General features: G+C 55.3%; 34 protein-coding genes. 32 read left to right on the forward strand and 2 right to left on the reverse strand.

The window, feature by feature from the left end; translation table 11 throughout:
* Positions 1 to 187: 187 nt before the first annotated feature.
* The 28 genes from rpsJ to rplQ all read left to right on the forward strand — a co-directional run bounded on the left by rpsJ (position 188) and on the right by rplQ (position 13749).
* The gene (rpsJ, locus tag K787_RS0111050; protein ID WP_028614853.1) at positions 188 to 499 is read left to right on the forward strand and encodes a 30S ribosomal protein S10; all 312 of its coding nucleotides are present in this window, start codon (positions 188 to 190) and stop codon (positions 497 to 499) included.
* 93 nt (positions 500 to 592) lie between these two features.
* Positions 593 to 1228, forward strand: coding sequence for a 50S ribosomal protein L3 (rplC, locus tag K787_RS0111055; RefSeq protein WP_028614854.1), 636 nt, complete (start codon positions 593 to 595; stop codon positions 1226 to 1228).
* A gap of 12 nt (positions 1229 to 1240) precedes the next feature.
* Positions 1241 to 1843 (forward strand): 50S ribosomal protein L4, encoded by a 603-nt coding sequence (rplD, locus tag K787_RS0111060; protein ID WP_022962872.1) that lies wholly within the window; start codon positions 1241 to 1243, stop codon positions 1841 to 1843.
* Positions 1840 to 2139 (forward strand): 50S ribosomal protein L23, encoded by a 300-nt coding sequence (gene rplW / locus K787_RS0111065; protein ID WP_022962873.1) that lies wholly within the window; start codon positions 1840 to 1842, stop codon positions 2137 to 2139. The genes rplD and rplW overlap by 4 nt, the downstream gene beginning before the upstream one ends.
* Before the next feature lie 10 nt (positions 2140 to 2149).
* Positions 2150 to 2974: a 50S ribosomal protein L2 gene (gene rplB / locus K787_RS0111070; protein ID WP_022962874.1), complete on the forward strand. Its 825-nt coding sequence runs from the start codon at positions 2150 to 2152 to the stop codon at positions 2972 to 2974.
* A gap of 12 nt (positions 2975 to 2986) precedes the next feature.
* Positions 2987 to 3262 carry a 30S ribosomal protein S19 gene (gene rpsS / locus K787_RS0111075; RefSeq protein WP_022962875.1) on the forward strand — a complete coding sequence of 92 codons (276 nt, stop codon included), beginning with the start codon at positions 2987 to 2989 and terminating at the stop codon, positions 3260 to 3262.
* An 11-nt stretch (positions 3263 to 3273) separates the two neighbouring features.
* Positions 3274 to 3606, forward strand: a complete 333-nt coding sequence (gene rplV / locus K787_RS0111080) for a 50S ribosomal protein L22 (protein WP_022962876.1) — start codon at positions 3274 to 3276, stop codon at positions 3604 to 3606.
* A 12-nt stretch (positions 3607 to 3618) separates the two neighbouring features.
* Entirely contained in the window at positions 3619 to 4299 is a 681-nt protein-coding gene (rpsC, locus tag K787_RS0111085) for a 30S ribosomal protein S3 (RefSeq protein WP_022962877.1), read from the forward strand.
* Positions 4300 to 4310: 11 nt separating this feature from the next.
* On the forward strand, positions 4311 to 4724 hold the full coding sequence (gene rplP, locus K787_RS0111090) for a 50S ribosomal protein L16 (RefSeq protein ID WP_022962878.1): 414 nt from the start codon (positions 4311 to 4313) through the stop codon (positions 4722 to 4724).
* On the forward strand, positions 4724 to 4915 hold the full coding sequence (gene rpmC / locus K787_RS0111095; protein WP_022962879.1) for a 50S ribosomal protein L29: 192 nt from the start codon (positions 4724 to 4726) through the stop codon (positions 4913 to 4915). The genes rplP and rpmC overlap by 1 nt, the downstream gene beginning before the upstream one ends.
* 2 nt (positions 4916 to 4917) lie before the next feature.
* A complete protein-coding gene (gene rpsQ, locus K787_RS0111100) occupies positions 4918 to 5181 on the forward strand; it encodes a 30S ribosomal protein S17 (RefSeq protein WP_022962880.1) in 264 nt (87 codons plus the stop codon).
* 42 nt (positions 5182 to 5223) lie between these two features.
* Complete coding sequence (gene rplN / locus K787_RS0111105) at positions 5224 to 5592, forward strand: 50S ribosomal protein L14 (RefSeq protein WP_022962881.1); 369 nt, start codon at positions 5224 to 5226, stop codon at positions 5590 to 5592.
* Positions 5593 to 5603: 11 nt separating this feature from the next.
* Positions 5604 to 5918 carry a 50S ribosomal protein L24 gene (gene rplX / locus K787_RS0111110; protein ID WP_022962882.1) on the forward strand — a complete coding sequence of 105 codons (315 nt, stop codon included), beginning with the start codon at positions 5604 to 5606 and terminating at the stop codon, positions 5916 to 5918.
* A 17-nt stretch (positions 5919 to 5935) separates the two neighbouring features.
* Positions 5936 to 6475, forward strand: coding sequence for a 50S ribosomal protein L5 (gene rplE, locus K787_RS0111115; protein WP_028614855.1), 540 nt, complete (start codon positions 5936 to 5938; stop codon positions 6473 to 6475).
* Between the two features lie 10 nt (positions 6476 to 6485).
* The gene (gene rpsN / locus K787_RS0111120; RefSeq protein ID WP_022962884.1) at positions 6486 to 6791 is read left to right on the forward strand and encodes a 30S ribosomal protein S14; all 306 of its coding nucleotides are present in this window, start codon (positions 6486 to 6488) and stop codon (positions 6789 to 6791) included.
* Between the two features lie 39 nt (positions 6792 to 6830).
* Positions 6831 to 7223, forward strand: coding sequence for a 30S ribosomal protein S8 (rpsH, locus tag K787_RS0111125; protein ID WP_022962885.1), 393 nt, complete (start codon positions 6831 to 6833; stop codon positions 7221 to 7223).
* Between the two features lie 12 nt (positions 7224 to 7235).
* Positions 7236 to 7766, forward strand: a complete 531-nt coding sequence (gene rplF, locus K787_RS0111130) for a 50S ribosomal protein L6 (RefSeq protein WP_022962886.1) — start codon at positions 7236 to 7238, stop codon at positions 7764 to 7766.
* 10 nt (positions 7767 to 7776) lie between these two features.
* A complete protein-coding gene (rplR, locus tag K787_RS0111135) occupies positions 7777 to 8127 on the forward strand; it encodes a 50S ribosomal protein L18 (RefSeq protein ID WP_022962887.1) in 351 nt (116 codons plus the stop codon).
* 10 nt (positions 8128 to 8137) lie between these two features.
* Positions 8138 to 8641 (forward strand): 30S ribosomal protein S5, encoded by a 504-nt coding sequence (rpsE, locus tag K787_RS0111140; protein WP_022962888.1) that lies wholly within the window; start codon positions 8138 to 8140, stop codon positions 8639 to 8641.
* A gap of 6 nt (positions 8642 to 8647) precedes the next feature.
* Positions 8648 to 8830 carry a 50S ribosomal protein L30 gene (rpmD, locus tag K787_RS0111145; protein WP_022962889.1) on the forward strand — a complete coding sequence of 61 codons (183 nt, stop codon included), beginning with the start codon at positions 8648 to 8650 and terminating at the stop codon, positions 8828 to 8830.
* 3 nt (positions 8831 to 8833) lie between these two features.
* Positions 8834 to 9268: a 50S ribosomal protein L15 gene (gene rplO, locus K787_RS0111150; protein WP_022962890.1), complete on the forward strand. Its 435-nt coding sequence runs from the start codon at positions 8834 to 8836 to the stop codon at positions 9266 to 9268.
* A complete protein-coding gene (gene secY, locus K787_RS0111155) occupies positions 9269 to 10600 on the forward strand; it encodes a preprotein translocase subunit SecY (RefSeq protein ID WP_022962891.1) in 1332 nt (443 codons plus the stop codon).
* 24 nt (positions 10601 to 10624) lie between these two features.
* Positions 10625 to 10741, forward strand: coding sequence for a 50S ribosomal protein L36 (gene rpmJ, locus K787_RS24720; RefSeq protein WP_084672050.1), 117 nt, complete (start codon positions 10625 to 10627; stop codon positions 10739 to 10741).
* 170 nt (positions 10742 to 10911) lie between these two features.
* Complete coding sequence (rpsM, locus tag K787_RS0111160; RefSeq protein ID WP_022962892.1) at positions 10912 to 11268, forward strand: 30S ribosomal protein S13; 357 nt, start codon at positions 10912 to 10914, stop codon at positions 11266 to 11268.
* Between the two features lie 20 nt (positions 11269 to 11288).
* Complete coding sequence (gene rpsK / locus K787_RS0111165) at positions 11289 to 11678, forward strand: 30S ribosomal protein S11 (RefSeq protein ID WP_022962893.1); 390 nt, start codon at positions 11289 to 11291, stop codon at positions 11676 to 11678.
* A gap of 13 nt (positions 11679 to 11691) precedes the next feature.
* Positions 11692 to 12312 (forward strand): 30S ribosomal protein S4, encoded by a 621-nt coding sequence (gene rpsD, locus K787_RS0111170; RefSeq protein ID WP_022962894.1) that lies wholly within the window; start codon positions 11692 to 11694, stop codon positions 12310 to 12312.
* Between the two features lie 25 nt (positions 12313 to 12337).
* Complete coding sequence (locus tag K787_RS0111175) at positions 12338 to 13339, forward strand: DNA-directed RNA polymerase subunit alpha (protein WP_022962895.1); 1002 nt, start codon at positions 12338 to 12340, stop codon at positions 13337 to 13339.
* Positions 13340 to 13365: 26 nt separating this feature from the next.
* Positions 13366 to 13749 (forward strand): 50S ribosomal protein L17, encoded by a 384-nt coding sequence (gene rplQ / locus K787_RS0111180; RefSeq protein ID WP_022962896.1) that lies wholly within the window; start codon positions 13366 to 13368, stop codon positions 13747 to 13749.
* A 367-nt stretch (positions 13750 to 14116) separates the two neighbouring features.
* On the opposite strand, the gene uvrA is transcribed toward rplQ, so the two are convergent.
* Complete coding sequence (gene uvrA / locus K787_RS0111185; protein WP_022962897.1) at positions 14117 to 16951, reverse strand: excinuclease ABC subunit UvrA; 2835 nt, start codon at positions 16949 to 16951, stop codon at positions 14117 to 14119.
* A 218-nt stretch (positions 16952 to 17169) separates the two neighbouring features.
* Here uvrA and K787_RS0111190 point away from each other — a divergent pair, with 218 nt between their 5' ends.
* The 4 genes from K787_RS0111190 to K787_RS0111205 all read left to right on the forward strand — a co-directional run bounded on the left by K787_RS0111190 (position 17170) and on the right by K787_RS0111205 (position 20791).
* Entirely contained in the window at positions 17170 to 18540 is a 1371-nt protein-coding gene (locus tag K787_RS0111190) for an MFS transporter (protein ID WP_022962898.1), read from the forward strand.
* A 29-nt stretch (positions 18541 to 18569) separates the two neighbouring features.
* The gene (ssb, locus tag K787_RS0111195; RefSeq protein WP_022962899.1) at positions 18570 to 19058 is read left to right on the forward strand and encodes a single-stranded DNA-binding protein; all 489 of its coding nucleotides are present in this window, start codon (positions 18570 to 18572) and stop codon (positions 19056 to 19058) included.
* Positions 19059 to 19148: 90 nt separating this feature from the next.
* The gene (locus K787_RS0111200; protein ID WP_022962900.1) at positions 19149 to 19826 is read left to right on the forward strand and encodes a histidine phosphatase family protein; all 678 of its coding nucleotides are present in this window, start codon (positions 19149 to 19151) and stop codon (positions 19824 to 19826) included.
* Positions 19827 to 19912: 86 nt separating this feature from the next.
* Complete coding sequence (locus tag K787_RS0111205; RefSeq protein ID WP_028614856.1) at positions 19913 to 20791, forward strand: sugar nucleotide-binding protein; 879 nt, start codon at positions 19913 to 19915, stop codon at positions 20789 to 20791.
* 60 nt (positions 20792 to 20851) lie between these two features.
* Here the strand turns inward: K787_RS0111205 and K787_RS0111210 are convergent, their stop codons facing one another.
* Positions 20852 to 21547, reverse strand: a complete 696-nt coding sequence (locus K787_RS0111210; protein ID WP_022962902.1) for an OmpW/AlkL family protein — start codon at positions 21545 to 21547, stop codon at positions 20852 to 20854.
* Between the last annotated feature and the right edge of the window lie 183 nt (positions 21548 to 21730).

A 21730-nucleotide genomic window follows, 5' to 3' on the forward strand; every position in this document is an offset into this window, starting at 1 on the left:
TGCCGGCGTGGTTGCCAAGATTATCGCCTGATAATCTGGGCCATAAGCAAAAGCCCCCTTTTTTAGGGGGCTTTTGTATTTAGGTTGACAGTGGGTGGACGCATCAGTAGAATTGCGCCTCCCTTGGATGGGCCTACCCGGTGTTCGGGTGAGCTCTGAAGAATTGAAGCTTGGAGTTTCTGGTCAAATGCAGAACCAACAGATTCGTATTCGGTTGAAGGCTTTTGATCACCGCCTGATAGATCAATCAACCCAGGAAATCGTGGATACCGCGAAACGTACTGGGGCTCAGGTCCGTGGTCCAATTCCTTTGCCGACTCGCAAAGAGCGTTTTACAGTGCTGGTTTCACCGCACGTCAATAAAGATGCCCGTGATCAGTACGAGATCCGCACCCATAAAAGGGTTCTGGATATCGTGCAGCCTACCGACAAGACTGTCGATGCGCTGATGAAACTGGACCTGGCAGCTGGCGTTGAGGTTCAGATCAGCCTCGGCTGATAGTCCCATACGACGGGGGCTATAAGTCGTGTAACGCCCTGCAATGGGCGGCCATAGCGGGTAATAGCCCCGTGCACTCATGAGGTTTAAAGAATGACTATTGGATTAGTCGGCCGGAAATGCGGTATGACCCGCGTTTTCACTGAAGATGGTGTTTCCATACCGGTTACGGTTGTAGAAGTTGAACCGAACCGCGTCACACAGGTTAAATCCCTGGATACGGATGGCTACCAAGCCGTTCAGATCACCGTTGGTGAGCGTCGCGTTAGTCGCGTTAGCAAGCCGATGGCCGGGCATTTCGCCAAAGCCAATACCGCGGCTGGCCGTCGCGTCTGTGAATTCCGCTTTGAAGAAGGCGAGTTTGCTGCTGGCTCCGAAATCACCGTGAGCATTTTTGAAGCGGGTCAGATGGTTGATGTTACTGGTCAGTCCAAAGGTAAGGGCTTTGCCGGTACGATCAAGCGTTGGAACTTCCGCGGTCAGGATGCGACTCACGGTAACTCTGTATCGCACCGCGTTCCTGGCTCTATCGGCCAGTGCCAGACCCCAGGTCGGGTATTCAAGGGCAAGAAAATGGCTGGTCACATGGGTGCTGAGCAAGTGACCGTGCAGACCCTTGAAATCGTCCGCGTTGACGCCGAGCGTAATCTGCTGCTGATCCGGGGCTCTGTCCCAGGCGCACCAGGTAGCGACGTCATTGTCCGCCCGGCTGTCAAGGCCAAGGGTTAAGGGGGAGTTACCATGAATCTGAATGTAGCTGGTGCAAATGCGATCGAAGTATCTGATCTGACTTTTGCCACCGAGTTTAATGAAACCCTGGTTCACCAAGCCGTTGTTGCCTATATGGCTGGTGGTCGTCAGGGTACTAAGCAGCAGAAGACCCGTGCTGATGTGTCCGGTGGCGGTAAGAAGCCCTGGCGTCAGAAAGGTACCGGTCGTGCCCGTGCTGGCACCATCCGCAGCCCAATTTGGCGCGGGGGCGGTACCACTTTTGCGGCTCGTCCACAGAACCATGAGCAGAAGCTGAACAGGAAGATGTACCGTGGCGCGCTGCGCTCGATCCTGTCCGAGCTGATCCGCCTGGACCGTTTGGTAGTGGTTGAAGAGTTCTCTATGGAAGCTCCCAAGACCAAGGCCCTGGTTGGCATGCTCAAGGATTTGAATCTGGACAACGTGTTGATCGTTACTGACAGCCTTGACTCCAATCTGTACCTCGCTGCGCGCAATCTGCCGCATGTTGATGTACGTGATGTGCAGGGTTCAGATCCGGTCAGTCTGATCGCTTACGACAAGGTACTGATCACCGTACCTGCTGTTAAGAAGTTCGAGGAGATGCTGGGATGAACCAAGAGCGCATTTTCAAAGTACTGCTTGGCCCGCATGTATCCGAGAAGGCTACCGTGCTGGCTGACAGCAAGAACCAGTTCGTGTTCAAGGTGGATACCACCGCGACCAAGCTGGAAATCAAAAAGGCTGTCGAGCAATTGTTCAGCGTTAAGGTCAAGACTGTTGCGACCTTGAACGTTAAAGGCAAGACCAAGCGAACCGTTCGCGGCCTGGGCAAGCGTAATGACTGGAAGAAGGCGTACGTCAGCCTGCAGCCTGGTCAAGACATCGATTTTGCCAGCGCTGATAAGTAAGGGGTAAATCATGGCAATTGTTAAATGTAAACCTACTTCCCCTGGCCGCCGCTTCGTAGTCAAGGTCGTTAATTCCGACCTGCACAAGGGTGCTCCATATGCACCTCTGGTCGAGAAGCAAGGCAAAACGGGTGGTCGTAACAATAATGGTCGCATCACCACGCGTCATCGTGGGGGCGGGCATAAGCAACATTACCGTTTGGTTGATTTTCGTCGCAACAAGGATGGCATTCCAGCCACCGTTGAGCGTATCGAATACGATCCAAACCGTACCGCTCACATCGCGCTGCTGATGTATGCAGATGGCGAGCGTCGCTACATCATCGCACCTAAGGGTGTGAGCGCTGGAGACCAACTGGTCTCAGGTGCAGAGTCGCCGATTAAGCCCGGTAACTCCTTGCCGCTGCGTAATATTCCGGTGGGTAGCACCATTCACGCGATTGAGCTGAAGCCCGGTAAAGGTGCTCAGGTTGCTCGTAGTGCCGGTGCTTCCGTACAGCTGGTTGCTCGTGAAGGTGCCTATGTGACAGTTCGTCTGCGGTCCGGCGAAATGCGCAAAGTACTGGGCGAGTGCCGTGCCACCCTGGGCGAAGTGTCCAACGGTGAGCACAGCCTGCGTTCATTGGGTAAGGCTGGCGCCAAGCGCTGGCGCGGTGTTCGTCCGACCGTTCGTGGTGTTGCCATGAACCCGGTAGATCACCCGCACGGTGGTGGTGAAGGCCGTACTTCCGGTGGTCGCCACCCAGTATCGCCATGGGGCTTCCCGACCAAGGGTGCCAAGACTCGGTCCAACAAGCGCACAGACAAGATGATTGTCCGTCGCCGCAGCAAGTAAGGAGATACGACAGTGCCGCGTTCTCTAAAGAAAGGTCCTTTTATCGATCTTCACCTGTTAAAGAAGATCGAAGTGGCAGTTGAGAAGAACGATCGCAAACCAATCAAGACTTGGTCGCGCCGTTCTATGGTCCTGCCGCAGATGGTTGGTTTGACCATTGCTGTTCATAACGGTCGTCAGCATGTTCCGGTTATTGTTTCCGAAGACATGGTCGGCCACAAGTTAGGCGAATTTTCTGCAACGCGTACCTATCGTGGTCACGTAGCAGACAAGAAAGCCAAGCGCTAAGGGGTTAGAAGATGGAAGTTGCCGCTACACATAAAGGCGCCCGCCTCTCTGCCCAGAAAGCGCGCTTGGTCGCCGACCAGATCCGCGGAAAGAAAGTGGATGAGGCCCTGAACCTGCTGAAATTCAGCAACAAGAAGGCCGCTGAAGTCATCAAAAAGGTGCTCGAGTCGGCAATCGCCAACGCCGAGCACAATGATGGCGCAGACGTGGATGACCTTAAGGTGTCCACCGTGTTTGTCAACGAGGGTCGCTCTCTGAAGCGCATCATGCCACGTGCCAAAGGCCGTGCTGATCGCATCGTAAAGCGGTCTTGTCATATCACGGTCAAGGTTGCTGACAAGTAGGGAGTCGATCACATGGGTCAGAAAGTACATCCGATAGGCATGCGCCTCGGTATTGTTAAACAGCACACTTCGGTGTGGTACGCAGAAGGCCGCACTTATGCGGACTATCTGAATACAGATCTGAAAGTACGTGAGTACGTTCAGACCAAATTGAAAAGCGCTTCGGTCAGCCGCGTTGATATTCAGCGCCCGGCACAAACCGCCAAAATTACCATCCACACTGCCCGTCCAGGCATCGTGATTGGCAAGAAGGGCGAGGATGTCGAGAAGCTGCGTCAGGAACTGACCAAGCAAATGGGCGTGCCCGTGCACATCAACATCGAAGAGATCCGCAAGCCGGAACTCGACGGTGCCCTGGTCGCACAAAGCGTTGCTCAGCAGCTCGAGCGTCGCGTTATGTTCCGTCGCGCTATGAAGCGCGCAGTACAGAATGCCATGCGTATCGGCGCCAAGGGTATCAAGATCCAGGTAAGCGGCCGCCTTGGCGGTGCAGAAATTGCCCGGACCGAATGGTATCGCGAAGGTCGTGTGCCTTTGCACACCCTGCGCGCCGACATCGATTACGCGACGGCTGAAGCCCACACCACATACGGTGTGATTGGCGTCAAGGTTTGGATTTTCAAAGGCGAGATCATTGGTGGTCAGCCCGAAGAAACCAAAACTGCCGCTCCCAAGAAAAAAGCTGCTAAGTAAGGGGTACGCACATGTTACAACCCAAGCGTACGAAGTTCCGCAAGCAAATGACTGGCCACAACCGTGGCTTGGCACTTCGCGGTAGTAAGGTGAGCTTTGGCGAATACGCATTGAAAGCCGTTGGCCGTGGTCGTTTGACCGCGCGCCAGATCGAGGCAGCACGTCGTGCCTTGACCCGTCACGTTAAGCGTGGCGGCAAGATCTGGATTCGTGTGTTCCCGGACAAGCCGATCTCCAAGAAGCCGTTGGAAGTTCGGATGGGTAAAGGTAAGGGTAATGTCGAGTACTGGGTTGCCCAGATCAAGCCTGGCAAAGTCCTGTATGAGATTGAAGGTGTTTCCGAAGAGATGGCGCGTGAGGCTTTTGCCCTTGCTGCTGCCAAGCTGCCTCTCGCTACCACCTTTGTTAAGCGGACGGTGATGTGATGAAAGCAACAGAACTTCGTGAAAAATCTGCTGAGCAGCTCAACGAGCAGCTGCTCACCCTGCTGCGTGATCAGTTCAATCTGCGCATGCAGAAGGCAACCGGTCAACTCGGTCAGAGCCACCTGCTGAAGCAGGCCAAGCGTGATATTGCCCGAGTCAAGACCGTGCTCAATCAGAAAGGTGGTAATTGATCATGGCCGAGACACAAACAGTCAGTACCGTCACCGGCCGTGTGGTCAGTGACAAGATGGATAAAACCATTACTGTCGTCATCGAGCGTCAGGTAAAGCATCCGCTGTACGGTAAGTACATGCGCCGCTCTACCAAGCTGCATGCGCACGATGAAAACAACGAATGCCGCATTGGCGATACTGTCACCATTAAGGAAACCCGTCCCTTGGCCAAAACCAAGAGCTGGACCCTGGTGCAGATCGACGAGCGCGCGGAACAAGTTTAAAGCCCCGCGCGTTTGCGGATTTTTTAAGGGTCGGAGAAAGTTATGATTCAGACTCAATCCATGCTGGAAGTGGCAGATAACAGTGGTGCACGTCGCGTTATGTGTATCAAGGTTCTGGGCGGTTCTCACCGCCGCTACGCCGGCATTGGCGATATCATCAAGGTGACCGTGAAGGAAGCAATTCCCCGCGGCAAAGTAAAGAAAGGCCAGGTGCTTAACGCGGTCATCGTGCGTACCCGTCACGGTGTACGCCGTACGGACGGTTCTTTGATCCGTTTTGATGGCAACGCTGCCGTTCTGCTCAACAATAAAAATGAGCCGATCGGAACCCGCATCTTTGGGCCAGTGACGCGTGAACTGCGTAATGAGCGGTTCATGAAGATCGTTTCCCTCGCGCCCGAAGTGCTGTAAGGAGCCCGGTCATGCAAAAGATTAAACGTGAAGACGACGTAATCGTCATCGCCGGCAAGGATAAAGGCAAGCGCGGCAAGGTCCTCAAGGTCCTGGCTGATCAACGTCTGCTGATTTCCGGCGTCAACATTATCAAGCGGCACACCAAGCCTAATCCCATGGCTGGTTCGCAAGGCGGTATTGTTGAAAAGGAGGCGCCAATCCACGTCTCCAACGTGGCAATCTTCAACGCCGCGACTAGCAAAGCCGATCGTATTGGCTTCAAGGTCGAAGACGGTAAGAAGGTTCGTATTTTCAAGTCGACGCAAAAAGCCGTCGACGCTTGAGAATCTAGGTGCTTACCATGGCAAGATTGAAAGAACACTACCGGACTACTCTCGTTCCCCAGATCCAGGAAGAATTGGGCCTGAAGAACGTGATGGAAGTGCCGAAAATCACCAAAATCACCCTTAATATGGGTCTTGGTGAAGCTGTTGGTGATAAGAAGATCATCGAAACCGCAATGGCTGACCTGGAGAAGATCACGGGCCGAAAAGGCATCGTGACCTACGCTCGCAAGTCGATCGCCGGCTTCAAGATTCGTGACGGCTGGCCGATTGGTGTCAAGGTTACCTTGCGCCGCGAGCAGATGTACGAATTCCTGGATCGCCTGCTGTCGATCTCTCTGCCGCGTGTGCGTGACTTCCGTGGCCTGAACGCGAAATCGTTCGATGGCCGTGGCAACTACAGCATGGGCGTCAAGGAACAGATCATCTTCCCGGAAATCGATTACGACAAGATCGACGTTCTGCGTGGTCTGGACATTACTTTGACCACCACTGCCCGGACGGATGACGAAGGTCGCGCGCTACTGCGTGCGTTCAAGTTCCCGTTCCGTAACTAGGAGTCAGGTAATGGCAAAAGTCAGCATGAAAAACCGCGAGGCCAAGCGCACTCGCATGGTTGCCAAGTACGCTGCAAAGCGTGCTGAAATCAAGGCTATCATTGGCAATATCAACGCGTCTGTCGAAGACCGTTGGAATGCCCAAGTAGCTTTGCAAAAACTGCCGCGCGATGCCAGCCCGGTTCGTCAGCGTAATCGCTGCCGCATCACTGGTCGTCCGCACGGTGTATATCGCAAGTTTGGCCTGAGCCGTATCAAGTTGCGTGAAGCAGCTATGCGCGGTGACGTCCCCGGTCTGGTTAAAGCCAGCTGGTAAACCAGACCTTAATTACTCAGTTTCAGGAGCACAAAGCCCATGAGTATGCAGGACCCGTTAGCTGATATGCTAACCCGCATCCGTAATGCCCAGATGGCTGAAAAGTCCAGTGTCAGCATGCCTTCGGCAAAGCTGAAGGTGGCTGTCGCCAAAGTATTGAAAGAAGAAGGTTACGTAGCCGGTTATGACGTGCAGGGCGATACAAAGCCTGTACTGTCGATCGAGCTGAAGTACTTCGAGGGCAGGCCGGTTATTGAAGATATCAAACGCATAAGCCGTCCCGGTCTGCGTCAGTACAAGTCCGTTGACCAGATTCCTAAGGTCAAGGGTGGATTGGGTGTATCGATCGTCTCCACCAATAAAGGTGTTATGACTGATCGCTCCGCTCGCGCTGCCGGTATCGGTGGTGAAGTGCTCTGTACCGTATTCTGATAGGGGGTTACGATGTCTCGCGTCGCTAAAGACCCTGTCAAATTGCCACAGGGCGTAGAAGTTAAACTGAACGGTCAGGACATTTCCGTCAAGGGCGCCAAAGGCACTCTGGATCTGAATCTGCACTCGACAGTCGAAGTTGTTCAGGAAGACGGTGTACTGCGGTTCGCCGCTCGTCCGGGCAGCGTTAATATGGCCATGGCCGGTACCACGCGTGCGTTGGTACAGAACATGGTGACCGGTGTTACAGACGGCTTTGAGCGCAAGCTGCAGCTGGTTGGTGTTGGTTACAAAGCGCAGGCCAAAGGGCAGGTTCTGTCCCTGGCGCTGGGTTTTTCCCACCCAATCGAGTATCAGCTGCCTGAAGGTGTTTCTGCGGAAACCCCCAGCCAAACTGACATCATCATTAAAGGTATCGACAAGCAGCTGGTCGGTCAGGTAGCCGCGGAAATTCGTGATTTCCGTCGTCCCGAGCCCTATAAGGGCAAGGGTGTTCGCTACACCGACGAGATCGTGCGTCGTAAAGAAGCCAAGAAGAAGTAGGGCATAGCAAATGAGCGATAAAAAAGTTATTCGTCTCCGTCGCGCTCGCCGTTCGCGTTTGAAGCAGCGCGAGCTGGAAGCCGTACGTCTGTGCGTGTACCGTTCTTCGCAGCACATGTACGCACAAGTGATCGCAGCTGATGGCGCCACTGTTTTGGCCAGCGCTTCCACGCTGGACTCCGATCTGCGCAGTGGCAACACTGGCAATATCGAAGCCGCCAAGAAAGTCGGTTTGCTGGTAGCTGAGCGCGCCAAGGCCGCCGGTGTAAGTCAGGTCTCCTTTGACCGTTCCGGCTTCAAGTATCATGGCCGCGTGAAAGCGCTTGCCGACGCCGCTCGTGAAGGCGGGCTGGAATTCTAAGGGTAGAGCTATGGCTAATTTCGAGCAAAAGCGCGACGAAGGTTATATTGAGAAACTCGTTCAAGTTAACCGCGTTGCCAAGGTAGTAAAAGGCGGCCGTATCTTCGCTTTCACCGCACTCACTGTAGTCGGCGATGGCAAGGGTCGCGTGGGTTTCGGTCGTGGCAAGGCGCGTGAAGTGCCTGCCGCTATCCAGAAAGCTATGGAAGCTGCACGTCGTAACATGATCCAGGTGGACCTTAACGGTTCTACTTTGCAGTATCCGGTTAAAGCTGCACATGGTGCCTCCAAGGTATACATGCAGCCCGCTTCCGAAGGTACCGGCGTTATCGCTGGTGGCGCCATGCGCGCCGTCCTGGAAGCTGCCGGTGTGCATAACGTACTGGCCAAGTGTTACGGTTCCACCAATCCGGTCAACGTCGTTCGGGCCACTTACAAGGGCCTGAAATCCATGCAGTCGCCTGAGTCAGTTGCGGCCAAGCGTGGCAAGACCGTCGAAGACATCGTGGGGTAAGCTGTCATGGCTAATGCAACAATCAAAGTGACCCTGTTCAAAAGTGTTGTTGGGCGCCTGCCAAACCACAGACTCTGCGTCAAGGGTCTGGGTCTGCGTCGCATCAACCACACAGTCGAGGTCGAAGATACTCCGGCCATTCGTGGGATGATCAATAAGGTCTCCTACATGGTTCGGGTAGAGGGTTAAGACATGAAACTGAATGATCTGCGTTCCGCGCCAGGTGCACGCCGTAACAAGCTGCGCGTTGGTCGTGGTATTGGTAGCGGCCTGGGCAAGACTGCCGGCCGTGGTCACAAGGGTCTGAGCTCGCGTTCCGGTGGCACTGTTGCCCCCGGTTTCGAGGGTGGTCAGCAGCCTTTGCATCGCCGTCTGCCGAAGTTTGGTTTTACTTCGAAGATTGCCATGGTGACTGCCGAGATCCGCACCAGCGAGCTGAACAAGCTTGATGCTGACGTGATCGACCTGCAGGCTCTGAAAGATGCCAATATCATTGGCAACAAGTTTGTACGTGCCAAGATCGTCCTCTCCGGCGACATGACCAAAGCGGTCAATGTCAAAGGGCTGATGGCCACTAAAGGTGCACGTGCAGCAATCGAAGCAGCTGGCGGCAAGTTCGAGGAATAAATGGCTAAGCAAGGCGCTCTCTCAGGAATCAAACAAGGCGGCTTAACGGAACTGTGGACGCGTCTGCGTTTTCTTTTTCTGGCGATCATTGTTTACCGCATCGGGGCGCATATCCCCGTTCCCGGTATCAACCCTGATCGTCTGGCCGAGCTGTTCAGACAGAATGAGGGGACCATACTTAGCCTGTTCAATATGTTCTCGGGTGGTGCACTGGAGCGCATGAGTATCTTCGCTCTGGGCATCATGCCGTACATCTCTGCATCGATTATCATGCAGCTGATGACGGCGGTGAATCCCACCCTTGAGCAGTTGAAAAAGGAAGGTGAGTCCGGGCGTCGCAAGATCGCCCAGTACACCCGTTATCTGACTCTGGTGCTGGCCTTTATTCAGGCCGTGGGCATGTCAGTAGGTTTGGCGAGTCAGGGTGTCGCCTTCAATACCGGTTTTGGCTTCTACTTCCTGGCGGTGACCACCTTCGTGGCCGGCGCTATGTTCATGATGTGGCTGGGCGAGCAGATTACCGAGCGCGGTATTGGCAACGGTATCTCCATGCTTATCTTCGCCGGCATTGTAGCGGGGCTGCCAAGTGCAGTCGGGCAGTCGTTTGAAGCGGCTCGTCAGGGTGATATCAATATCTTCGCCTTGATTGCCATTGCGTTGCTGGCGATTGCGATGATTGCCTTTGTGGTCTTTGTTGAGCGTGGGCAGCGGCGGATTACCGTCAACTATGCCAAGCGTCAGCAGGGCCGTAAGGTGTTTGCCGCGCAAACCAGTCATTTGCCGCTGAAGGTCAACATGGCAGGTGTTATTCCGGCGATTTTCGCCAGTAGCATTTTGCTGTTCCCGGCTTCGCTGGGTACCTGGTTCGGCCAGGGTGAGGGTATGGGTTGGCTGCAAAGCATCTCCCAGTCACTTGCCCCAGGCCAGCCGTTGAATATCATTCTGTTTAGTGCAGGGATCATTTTCTTCTGCTTTTTCTATACAGCCTTGATGTTCAATCCGAAAGATGTGGCTGAAAATCTCAAGAAGTCAGGTGCGTTTATTCCTGGCATCCGCCCAGGCGAACAGTCTGCCCGGTACATTGATGGTGTGTTGACACGCCTGACCATGTTCGGTGCCCTGTACATGACCGCGGTCTGTTTGTTGCCGCAGTTCCTGGTGGTGTCGGCCAATGTGCCCTTCTACCTGGGTGGGACTTCGTTGCTGATCGTTGTAGTGGTTGTTATGGACTTCATGTCCCAAGTACAATCGCACCTCGTTTCTCAGCAGTACGAGTCTCTTTTGAAGAAATCCAACCTGAAAGGCTATGGCGGCAGCGGTATGCTGCGCTGAGTCGCCGGGTTCTAGGAGTCTGTTATGAAAGTTGCAGCATCAGTCAAGAAGCTTTGCCGTAACTGCAAGTTGGTACGTCGCAATGGTAGCGTTCGTGTCATCTGCAGTGCTGAGCCCCGTCACAAGCAGCGTCAGGGTTAATAATCCCTCTAGTTGATTGTCGACTACGTCTCAGGATAACCGCCACTCGGCCAGATAATTGGTCGGGTGGTTGATTTTTATATTTGTTAGCGCTACCCTACTGCACCCTTTTTCACACAACCTGTGAACATTTTGGTTGAGTCAGGTAGCTGTCAGACGGAGTAAATTGGATGGCCCGTATTGCAGGCGTCAACATCCCGGATAACAAACATACTGTTATCTCTTTGACCTATATCTTTGGTATCGGTCAAACCAAGGCACAGCAAATTTGTGCAGCAACTGGCATTGCGCCAAGTGCAAAAATCAAGGACCTCAGCGAGGAGCAGGTTGATCTGCTGCGCACCGAAGTGGGCAAGTCGAACACTGAAGGTGACCTACGTCGTGCGGTCAACATGAACGTCAAGCGTCTTATGGATCTTGGTTGCTATCGTGGTCTGCGTCACCGTAGGGGCCTTCCGGTCCGTGGTCAGCGCACTAAGACTAACGCTCGTACCCGTAAGGGTCCGCGCAAGCCGATCCGTAAGTAATCGCGAAGGAATATACAGATATGGCTAAGCCTGCTGCTCGTGTACGTAAGAAAGTTAAAAAGACAGTGGTTGATGGGATTGCCCACATCCACGCGTCTTTCAACAACACCATCATTACCATTACCGACCGTCAGGGCAACGCTCTGAGCTGGGCGACTTCTGGTGGTTCCGGTTTCCGTGGTTCGCGTAAAAGCACCCCCTTCGCTGCTCAGGTTGCAGCGGAGCGTGCCGGTCAGGCTGCTTTGGAATACGGCTTGAAAAACCTCGACGTTAATGTGAAGGGCCCAGGCCCAGGTCGTGAATCGGCTGTTCGTGCTCTGAACTCTTGTGGCTACAAGATCAGCGGCATCACCGATGTCACCCCCATCCCACATAACGGCTGTCGCCCGCCTAAAAAGCGCCGCGTGTAACCAGGAGACGGAAATGGCTAGATATATTGGTCCCAAATGTAAACTGTCTCGTCGCGAAGGCACTGATCTGTTCCTCAAGAGCGGCGCTCGCGCTCTTGAATCCAAGTGCAAACTGGAGAGTCCTCCTGGTGTGCATGGTCAGCGTCGTGGTCGTCTCTCCGAGTACGGCACCCAGCTGCGCGAGAAACAAAAAGTACGTCGTATCTACGGCATTCTTGAGCGTCAATTCAGCAACTACTACAAGGAAGCGGCCCGTTTGAAGGGTGCTACCGGCGAGAACCTGCTGCAACTGCTCGAGCGTCGTCTGGACAACGTTGTATACCGTATGGGCTTCGGCTCTACTCGTGCCGAGTCACGTCAGCTGGTCTCTCACAAGGCTATCAGCGTTAATGGCAAGACCGTCAACATCGCTTCTTTCCTGGTATCCCCGGGTGACGTAGTGGCTGTTCGCGAAAAGGCCAAGAACCAACTGCGTATTGGCGGTTCTTTGGAGCTGGCAGCGCAGCGCGGTCAATCCGAGTGGTTGGAAGTGGATGCAGCTAAGAAGGAAGGTGTCTTTAAAAGCCTGCCCTCACGGAGTGATCTGTACGCCGACATCAACGAAAACCTGATCGTCGAGCTTTACTCCAAGTAAGTGACAGACAGCAAAAGGTGCCCCCATGCAAAGTTCGGTTACCGAGTTTCTAACACCACGTCATATTGACGTACAGGAAACCTCTCCCACGCGTGCCAAGATCACTCTTGAGCCGCTGGAGCGTGGTTTTGGCCATACCCTGGGCAATGCGTTGCGTCGCATTTTGCTCTCCTCCATGCCCGGTTGTGCCGTGGTAGAGGCGGAAATCGACGGCGTTTTGCATGAATACAGCGCCATCGAAGGCGTACAGGAAGATGTCATCGAGATCCTGCTGAACCTGAAAGGTTTGGCGGTCAAGATGCACGGCCGTGATCATGTGACTCTTACCCTGTCCAAAAAAGGACCGGGTCAGGTGACTGCAGCTGATATTCAGCTGGATCACGATGTCGAAATCATCAACCCTGATCACCTAATTGCTACCTTGTCTGACAATGGTGTGCTGAATCTGAAAATAACCGTGGCCCGTGGCCGTGGTTATGAGCCGGCTGACTCGCGTCAGTCCGACGATGATGAAAGCCGCTCGATTGGCCGGTTGCAGCTGGACGCGACTTATACCCCGGTTCGCCGTGTGGCGTACGTTGTTGAAAGCGCCCGTGTTGAGCAGCGCACCAACCTCGACAAGCTGGTTATTGACCTGGAAACCAACGGAACGCTGGACGCTGAAGAAGCCATCCGCCGTGCCGCGACCATCCTGCAACAGCAGCTGGCCGCCTTCGTTGACCTGAAAGGTGAGAACGAACCCGTTGTTGAACAGCAGGAAGACGAGATTGATCCGATCCTGCTGCGTCCGGTTGATGACCTTGAGCTGACTGTACGTTCAGCCAACTGTCTGAAAGCCGAAAATATTTACTATATTGGCGATCTGATCCAGCGTACCGAAGTGGAACTGCTGAAGACCCCGAACCTAGGCAAGAAGTCCCTGACCGAGATCAAGGACGTTCTGGCCTCACGTGGTCTGTCACTGGGTATGCGTCTGGACAACTGGCCGCCTGCAAGCTTGAAGAAGGACGACAAGGTTTCGGCCTAATCGTCTCGACACCGAGGAATTGAGAGATGCGTCATCGTAAAAGTGGTCGTCACCTGAGTCGGACCAGCTCACACCGTAAAGCCATGTTCCAGAACATGGCGGTGTCGCTGTTCGCCAGCGAACTAATCAAAACCACTCTGCCCAAGGCCAAGGAATTGCGCCGTGTAGCCGAGCCTTTGATCACCCTGGCGAAGGAAGATACCGTCGCCAATCGCCGTCTGGCATTTGACCGCACCCGCAGCAAAGAAGCTGTCGGCAAGCTGTTCAATGACCTGGGCAAGCGTTATGCGGACCGTCCCGGCGGGTATGTGCGTATTCTCAAGTGCGGTTTCCGCGCTGGTGACTCTGCGCCTATGGCCTACGTTGAGTTGGTTGATCGCCCTGAGCTGGCTGCTGCCAGCGAAGAGTGATAGCAAAGCGTTAGAAAAAACCGGACCTTGTGTCCGGTTTTTTTGTGTCTGTGATTAGGGCGTTCACGGACATCGGAGCTGTTGCGCGGGTCTTGAGTGGTGTTCGGTATCAGTAAGTGATGCTGTGGATGCAGCGTTGTGGCCTGGGGCCAAGGGCCCCAAGCGCGGTGCTCTCTGATACCAACTCCAGAGAAGAGTTTCGCGGGAAGCAGGGAGATCTTGGCAGTAGCGCGTCCTTCACCCTGATCAGACCGTCGATGGCAGGGATGCCATCGATGAGCTACAGGGACGTACTTGCCGCGTGTCTGAGCAGGGTGAAGGGTGCGCTAATGCAGGCATGCAGGCCAAATCATTAGCGTGTACTAAATCAATCGCGATCCCGCTCAAGCACAGGCCCAAGAAACCGCCCAGTGTGTGACGCTTCGATAGTGCTTACATGCTCTGGCGTGCCGGTAGCAATGATGTACCCGCCTTTAGAGCCGCCCTCAGGACCGAGATCTACCAGCCAGTCAGCTGTCTTGATCACATCCAGGTTGTGCTCAATAACCACCAGGGTGTTGCCGTGATCGCGCAGGCGGTGCAGTACATCGAGCAACTGCTGAATATCGGCAAAGTGCAGGCCGGTAGTTGGTTCGTCGAGGATGTACAGCGTCTTGCCGGTGTCGCGCTTGGACAGTTCGCGGGCCAGCTTGACGCGCTGCGCTTCGCCGCCTGAGAGCGTCGTTGCGGACTGACCTAGACGGATATAGGACAGACCCACGTCGATCAAGGTTTGCAGCTTGCGCGCTAAGGCCGGGACTGCCTCGAAGAACGCGCGCGCCTCTTCAATCGTGAAGTCGAGCACTTCGTGAATGTTCTTGCCCTTGTACTTGATCTCCAGCGTCTCACGGTTATAACGCTTGCTCTTGCACACATCGCAGGGAACGTAGATGTCCGGTAGAAAATGCATTTCCACCTTGATCAGACCGTCGCCCTGGCAGGCTTCGCAGCGCCCACCCTTGACGTTGAAGGAGAAGCGTCCGGCCTTGTAGCCGCGCGAGCGGGCTTCCTGGGTGCCGGCAAAGAGTTCGCGGATGGGGGTAAACAAGCCGGTGTAAGTGGCCGGGTTGGATCTCGGTGTACGGCCGATAGGACTCTGGTCGATATCCACTACCTTGTCGATATGCTTCATGCCGTCAAAGCTATCGTAGGGAGAGGCTTCTAGTGTCGTGGCGCCATTCAGTTCGGTCGCGGTGATCGGGTACAGGGTATTGTTGATCAGTGTTGACTTGCCTGAACCGGATACGCCGGTGACACAGGTCATCAGGCCTACCGGGATTTCCAGATTGACCTTGTGCAGATTGTTGCCACAGGCGCCCTTAAGGCGCAGCCACTTGTCCTTCTGCGGCGGGTTGCGCTTAGCCGGTACCGGAATCTTGACCTTGCCTGACAGGTATTTGCCAGTCAGCGATGCAGGATTATTCATGACCTCTTCGGCAGTGCCGTGGGCGACGATTTCGCCGCCGTGCACACCAGCGCCAGGGCCGATATCCACCACGTAGTCGGCCAGGCGGATGGCATCTTCGTCGTGTTCAACAACGATAACCGTGTTACCCAGGTCGCGCAGATGGATCAGCGTCGATAGCAGACGCTCATTGTCGCGTTGGTGCAGGCCGATGGAGGGCTCGTCAAGAATGTACATGACGCCCACCAGGCCCGCACCGATCTGGCTGGCCAGGCGGATACGTTGCGCCTCACCGCCGGATAGCGTGTCGGCGCTGCGGTCCAGCGACAGGTAATCCAGGCCGACATTGACCAGGAACATCAGGCGCGCACGAATTTCCTTGAGGATCTTCTCAGCAATCTCGCCGCGGCTGCCATCCAGTGTCAGCCCGCTGAAATAGGCTGCAGCTTCGCCAACCGGTAAGGTGGTCACTCCGGGCAGGTTGCGGCCGTCGATAAACACGTGGCGGGCTTCACGACGCAGCCGCGTGCCGCTGCAGGACGGGCAGGGCTGAGTACTCAGATACTTGGCCAGTTCTTCGCGAACGCTCTGGGATTCGGTCTCGCGGTAGCGCCGTTCCAGGTTTGGCACGATGCCTTCAAAGGGATGATTGCGCATGACGATATCGCCACGATCGTTCAGGTAGCGAAACGACACCTTCTCCGTGCCGGTGCCGTGCAGCACCAGCTTGCAGTGCTTGTCGTCCAGTTCGCCGAAAGGAGTCTCCAATGATATGCCGTAATGGTCTGCCAGTGAGCTGAGCATCTGGAAATAGTAGACGTTCCGCCGATCCCAGCCGCGTATCGCACCTTCCGCTAGCGTAAGCTCGCCATTGACCAATCGCTTGCTATCAAAAAATTGCTTAACACCCAGGCCGTCACAGGTAGGGCAGGCGCCAGCGGGGTTATTAAAGGAAAACAGCCGCGGCTCCAACTCGCTGATGGAGTGGCCGCACTGGGGGCAGGCGAAGCGTGCGCTAAAGGTCAGTTCTTCGCCTTCTTCGCCGTCCATGGGCGCAACGATGGCGATGCCGTCGGCCAGGTTCAGGCAGGTTTCGAAGGATTCAGCCAGGCGCAGCTGCAGATCTTCGCGGACCTTGAAACGATCAACCACCACTTCGATAGTATGCTTGCGGTTCTTTTCTAGCGATGGTGCTTCATCCAGATCATGGATGCGGCCGTTAATGCGTGCGCGCACAAAGCCCTGGGCACGTAATTCATCCAGCAGCGCCAAATGCTCGCCCTTGCGCTCGCGCATAACGGGTGCCAACAACATCAGTTTGCTGCCCTCGGGCATCGCCATTACCTGGTCAACCATTTGGCTGACGGTTTGCGCGGCCAGCGGCAGATCATGGTCCGGGCAGCGGGGCTCGCCAACACGGGCGAACAGCAGGCGCAGATAGTCGTAAATCTCGGTAATGGTACCTACGGTGGAGCGAGGGTTGTGCGAAGTGGATTTCTGCTCGATGGAAATCGCTGGCGACAGGCCTTCGATATGGTCGACATCGGGTTTTTCCATCATCGATAGAAACTGTCTTGCATAGGCCGAGAGCGACTCGACATAGCGGCGTTGGCCCTCGGCATAGAGGGTATCAAAGGCCAGGCTCGACTTGCCCGAGCCAGATAAGCCGGTAATCACGATCAGTTTGTCGCGCGGCAGATCGAGGTCAATGTTCTTCAGGTTGTGGGTGCGCGCCCCACGGATCGAAATGGTATCCACAGTACATTTACCCTACGGCCAGCAAAGCAGAGCAGTATACGTTGTCCGGCACCGGCCCGGCAAAACACCAGACAACAAACCGATGACAGGGGAAGCCTGCTTTGCAACCGGAGATGTCTTTTTCTGCATGTCGTGAGCAGCATGTTAGAATCCCCGGTTTTTCGCGTAGCTACGGTTGCGCGCTTCAAACCCACCCCATCACTAAAGCAGGAAATGCCATGCACCAGGCCGATCGCATGACGTCCGCCGAACAACGCGCCGCTGGCTCGTTGGCTGCGGTGTTTGCCTTTCGCATGCTCGGCTTGTTTATGGTGTTGCCGGTACTGGCGACCTACGGTGGTTCCCTGCAAGGGGCAACGCCGCTGTTGATCGGCGTTGCTATCGGCGCCTACGGGTTGACCCAAGCCTGTCTGCAGATCCCCTTCGGGATGTTATCTGATCGCATTGGTCGCAAGCCGGTGATCATTGGCGGCTTGTTGCTGTTTGCTCTGGGCGGTTTGGTGGCGGCTCAGGCTGAGACCATGCAAGGGGTGATCATTGGCCGGGTGATTCAGGGCGCAGGGGCTATTGCCGCGGCCGTGATGGCGCTGGTCGCTGATTTGACCCGGGAGCAGCATCGTACCAAGGCCATGGCCATGATTGGCATGAGCATCGGCTTGTCTTTCGCTGTGGCGATGGTGGCCGGGCCGGTAATTGCAGCGCGCGCCGGGTTGCAGGGGGTTTTTTACAGCACTACGGCGCTGGCGTTGATCGGCATGCTATTGGTCATCTGGGTTGTGCCCACGCCCCAGCGCGCCCTGCGTCATCGGGAGGCGGGTGTGGTGCGTAGCGCTTTTCTGCCGAGCCTACGCAACAAGGATTTGCTGCGCCTGAACTACGGGATTGCTGTGCTGCATGCAATTCTGATGGCCAGCTTTGTCGCCATTCCGCTGGCACTGCAGGAGCAGGCAGGGCTACCCCGTGAGGAGCATTGGTGGGTATACCTGGCGGCGTTGCTGCTGTCTTTCTTCGCCATGGTGCCTTTTATCATCTACGCCGAGCGTCAGCGGCAGATCAAGCGCGTGGTGCTGGGTGCGATTGCACTGCTGGCGTTGGTGCAACCGATCATGTGGCTGGGTATGGGCTCCTTGTCTTGGCTGGTGGCGGCGATCGTGCTGTTCTTTGTCGGCTTCAATCTACTCGAGGCCACACTGCCATCGCTGCTGAGCAAAATTGCCCCGGCAGGCGGTAAGGGCACGGCCATGGGCTTGTATTCCACCTGCCAGTTTGCTGGAGCCGCGGTAGGTGGGCTGATCGGCGGCGCGGTATTTGGGGTCTGGGGTCTGGGTGGTGTTTTCCTTTGCTGTGCGCTACTCGCAGTTTCCTGGTGGGCGATTGGTGTTACCATGAGTGAACCTCCATATGTAACAAGCTACCGCCTACCTTTGTCCCTGGCGTTAGCTGGGGATGAAACTTTACCCCGGCGAATTCTTGCGGTTGCGGGGGTAGCAGAAGCGATTGTTGTGGCGGAAGAAGCCGCAGCCTATCTAAAAGTCGATACACAGGTACTGGATCGTGAGGCGCTGGACCGGGTCGTTAGCCCGGCCTGAACCGGACAGTACATCAGGAGAAAAGCATCATGGCCAGAGGCGTCAACAAGGTAATTTTGATCGGTAATGTCGGCGGCGATCCGGAAGTTCGCTACTTGCCTAATGGCAATGCTGTTGCCAACATCACCCTCGCCACCAGCGACAGCTGGAAGGACAAGCAAACCGGTCAGCAGCAGGAGCGCACCGAGTGGCACCGTGTGGTGTTCTTTGGTCGTATTGCTGAAGTAGTGGGCGAATATGTGCGCAAGGGCTCGAAGATGTACATCGAAGGCCGCCTGCAAACCCGAGAATGGGAAAAAGATGGCGTCAAGCGCTACACCACGGAAATCGTCGTGGATATCGGTGGTCAAATGCAGCTGCTTGACGGTAAGCCACAGGGTGGCGAGCAGGGCATGGCGCCGCGCCCGCAGCAACAGCGTCCGGCCCAACAACCAGCTCCGAAGCAGCAGCCAGCGCAACCGGCGCCGCAGCAGTCAGCTCCGGATTACGACAGCTTTGATGACGACATTCCGTTCTGACATAGAGCTGTTCATCGAACCCGGCATATTCGAGGATGCGTCATCCTCCGGTATGCCGGGTTTTATTTTGTCTTTTATACGGAACTGCTCATGTCTGAAATCTATTTTGTCCGCCACGGCCAGGCTTCTTTTGGCTCCAGTAACTATGATCAGCTTTCCGAGCTGGGGCATCAGCAGGCACGCTTGCTCGGCGAGTATTTTCTCCGCCGTGGCTTGCAGTTTGACCGTATTTTAACGGGCGACATGGTTCGTCATCGGGAAACCGCTGAAGGTATCTGCCAGGGGCTTGGGCTGCCGGCGACCGGTTTCGAGGTGTTCACCGAACTGAATGAATTCGACTTCCATTCGATTCTGCAGGCCTATCTTGTACAGTTTCCCGATCAGGCCTTACCCGATAAGCCTGCCGTAGCGGATTTTTTCAAGCGCTTGAAGAAGGCCATTCTGCTCTGGTCCCAGGACGGTTTGCAAGGTCAACTGCCGGAGAGCTGGCAAACCTTTGAGCAACGTTTACTGGATGTGCGTGCGCACATCATGGCGCAGTACAAAGGCCAGCGCGTATTGGCGGTCAGTTCCGGTGGCGCCATCGCCATGCTGGTGCGGCAGTTGCTACAGGCGCCGAGTGAAACCATGATTGAGCTGAATCTGCAGACGCGCAACACGGCGCTGATTCATTGCGTATTCAATCAGCACAATATGCGCCTGAGCAGCTTCAATAGCATACCGCACCTGGATAGCCCGGAATTGCAGACCTTGATTACCTACACCTGAAAGGGATGGAAACTGCCGCGTGACCTGAACGCCCATAGGTTGCAAAATGCAGTCAGGAATAGTGGTTCAAAAGATAAGGTTAAAACATGCGAATGCGCATTTTGTTGTTAGGCGCAGACTCTGAGCTGGGGCAAGCCTTGCTACACCTGGCGGCAGCGGAAGATATAGCCATTGATGCCATTGAGCGCCCAGCGCAAGGTTGGCAGCCGGAGCAACTCAAGGGCTGGTTTGCTCAGTACCAGCCGGATGCGGTGGTCAATCTGGCTTTTTACCACCAGCATTTCCAGCTGGGTTGCAACGATGCCGATAGTCTTGTGTTGCAGCGCAAGTTCGGGGAGGAGCTGATTGCATTGAGCAAGCAGGCCGACTGCCTGTTGTTTTTGCTCTCCAGTGCCCGTGTGTTCGATGGCTTGAAGAGCACGGCCTACACTGAGAAGGATGCATTGGCGCCGGGCGATGCACTGGGGCAATTGCATGTGGATCTGGAAAAGCGGCTCAAGGACAATTGCGAACGGCATATCATGCTACGTCTTGGCTGGGTGCTTGACGGCTCACCTGATGGGCAGTTGGTCCGGCTGCTTGAGCAGCTGCGGAGCGGGGAACCATTGCTGTTGGCTGAAGAATGGCGAGGTAATCCAACCCCGGTGGGTGATGCTGCCCGAGTGATGCTGGCAATCCTGAAGCAGCTGGACTGTGCCGCGCCGCTGTATGGCACCTATCATTACGGCAGTAGTGAGGCGTCCAGCTGGATAAGTTTCGTGAAAAGTCTGGCGCAGGAGTTGATGGCCAGCAAGCAGCTTGAGCAGGTGCCCACGATCCGTTCGGTGCCATTCGATCAACAGTTGGATAGCGTTTGGGAGCCGCAGAATGCGGTGCTGGCGTCACGTCGATTGCTAATGGCCTTCGGTATCAAGCCAAGGGCTTGGCGAAGCCAACTGCCCGATCTGCTCAGGCAGCTTAATTGACGCAATATTGGAAATGAAAACGGCCGCATAAGCGGCCGTTTCTGGCTGTGTGGCGGCGGCTCAGAATTTGTAGCCGAGACCAACCATGTAGACCATCGGGTCGACATCCACATTGACCTTCACCTTTTCACCGCCCAGCTTGGTGTGGCCTGTGGTGCTGATATCGATATAGCGCACCTGGGCATTGAGCATCAGTTTGTCGGTCAGCATCATGTCGGCACCGGCCTGCAGCGCCAGCCCCCAGGAATTGTCCAGACTCAGGCCTTGAAACCCTTTGTCCTTGGCTTCGCTACTCACGCTCTCGTCGAAAAACCAAGTGTAGTTGATACCGGCACCGAAGTAGGGCTGGAACACGCTCTCACTGGTTACTGGGTACCAGACTGCGCTGAGGGTTGGCGGCAGGTGTTTAATGTCTCCGAGTTTACCGTTAAGGCCTGAGAAGCCGCCAGGCATGCCCTTTACACCAACGCTGTGGCTGAAGGGGGAGGCTGCCAGCAGTTCCACACCGATTTGCGGGCTCAGCATGTACATCAGGTTGAGGCCAAGCTGGGTGTCGCTGTCCAGAGTCGCCTTGGAGCCTGCCACGCTGCCGAGTGTGGCGTGCTGGATGGCGCCGCTGTCTTCGCGGGGATCAACGGTAATGGCGCCGGCACGGACAATGATGTCACCGGCCTGGTGAGCATGGGCCACCGAAGTTGCCAGTAAAGCAGGTATGAGCAGAAGGCCTGCGGCCAGTTGAATAGTAGAACGTGACATTGTGTTAGCTCCTGGGCTTGTGATGATGGTGCAATGTTAGTGTTCGCTTTAAATGCGGTTATTGATCTGAAGCAAGAATTCCCTCAGGAGTGCTGCGGCAGTCTGCCGCAGCACTATTAAGGCTTGAACTATCAGGCGATTCAAATGATAATGCTTCTCTTTTGAATCGCCTGATATTCAGGC

This window comes from Halopseudomonas pelagia CL-AP6 (assembly GCF_000410875.1).
GTDB classification, from domain to species: domain Bacteria; phylum Pseudomonadota; class Gammaproteobacteria; order Pseudomonadales; family Pseudomonadaceae; genus Halopseudomonas; species Halopseudomonas pelagia.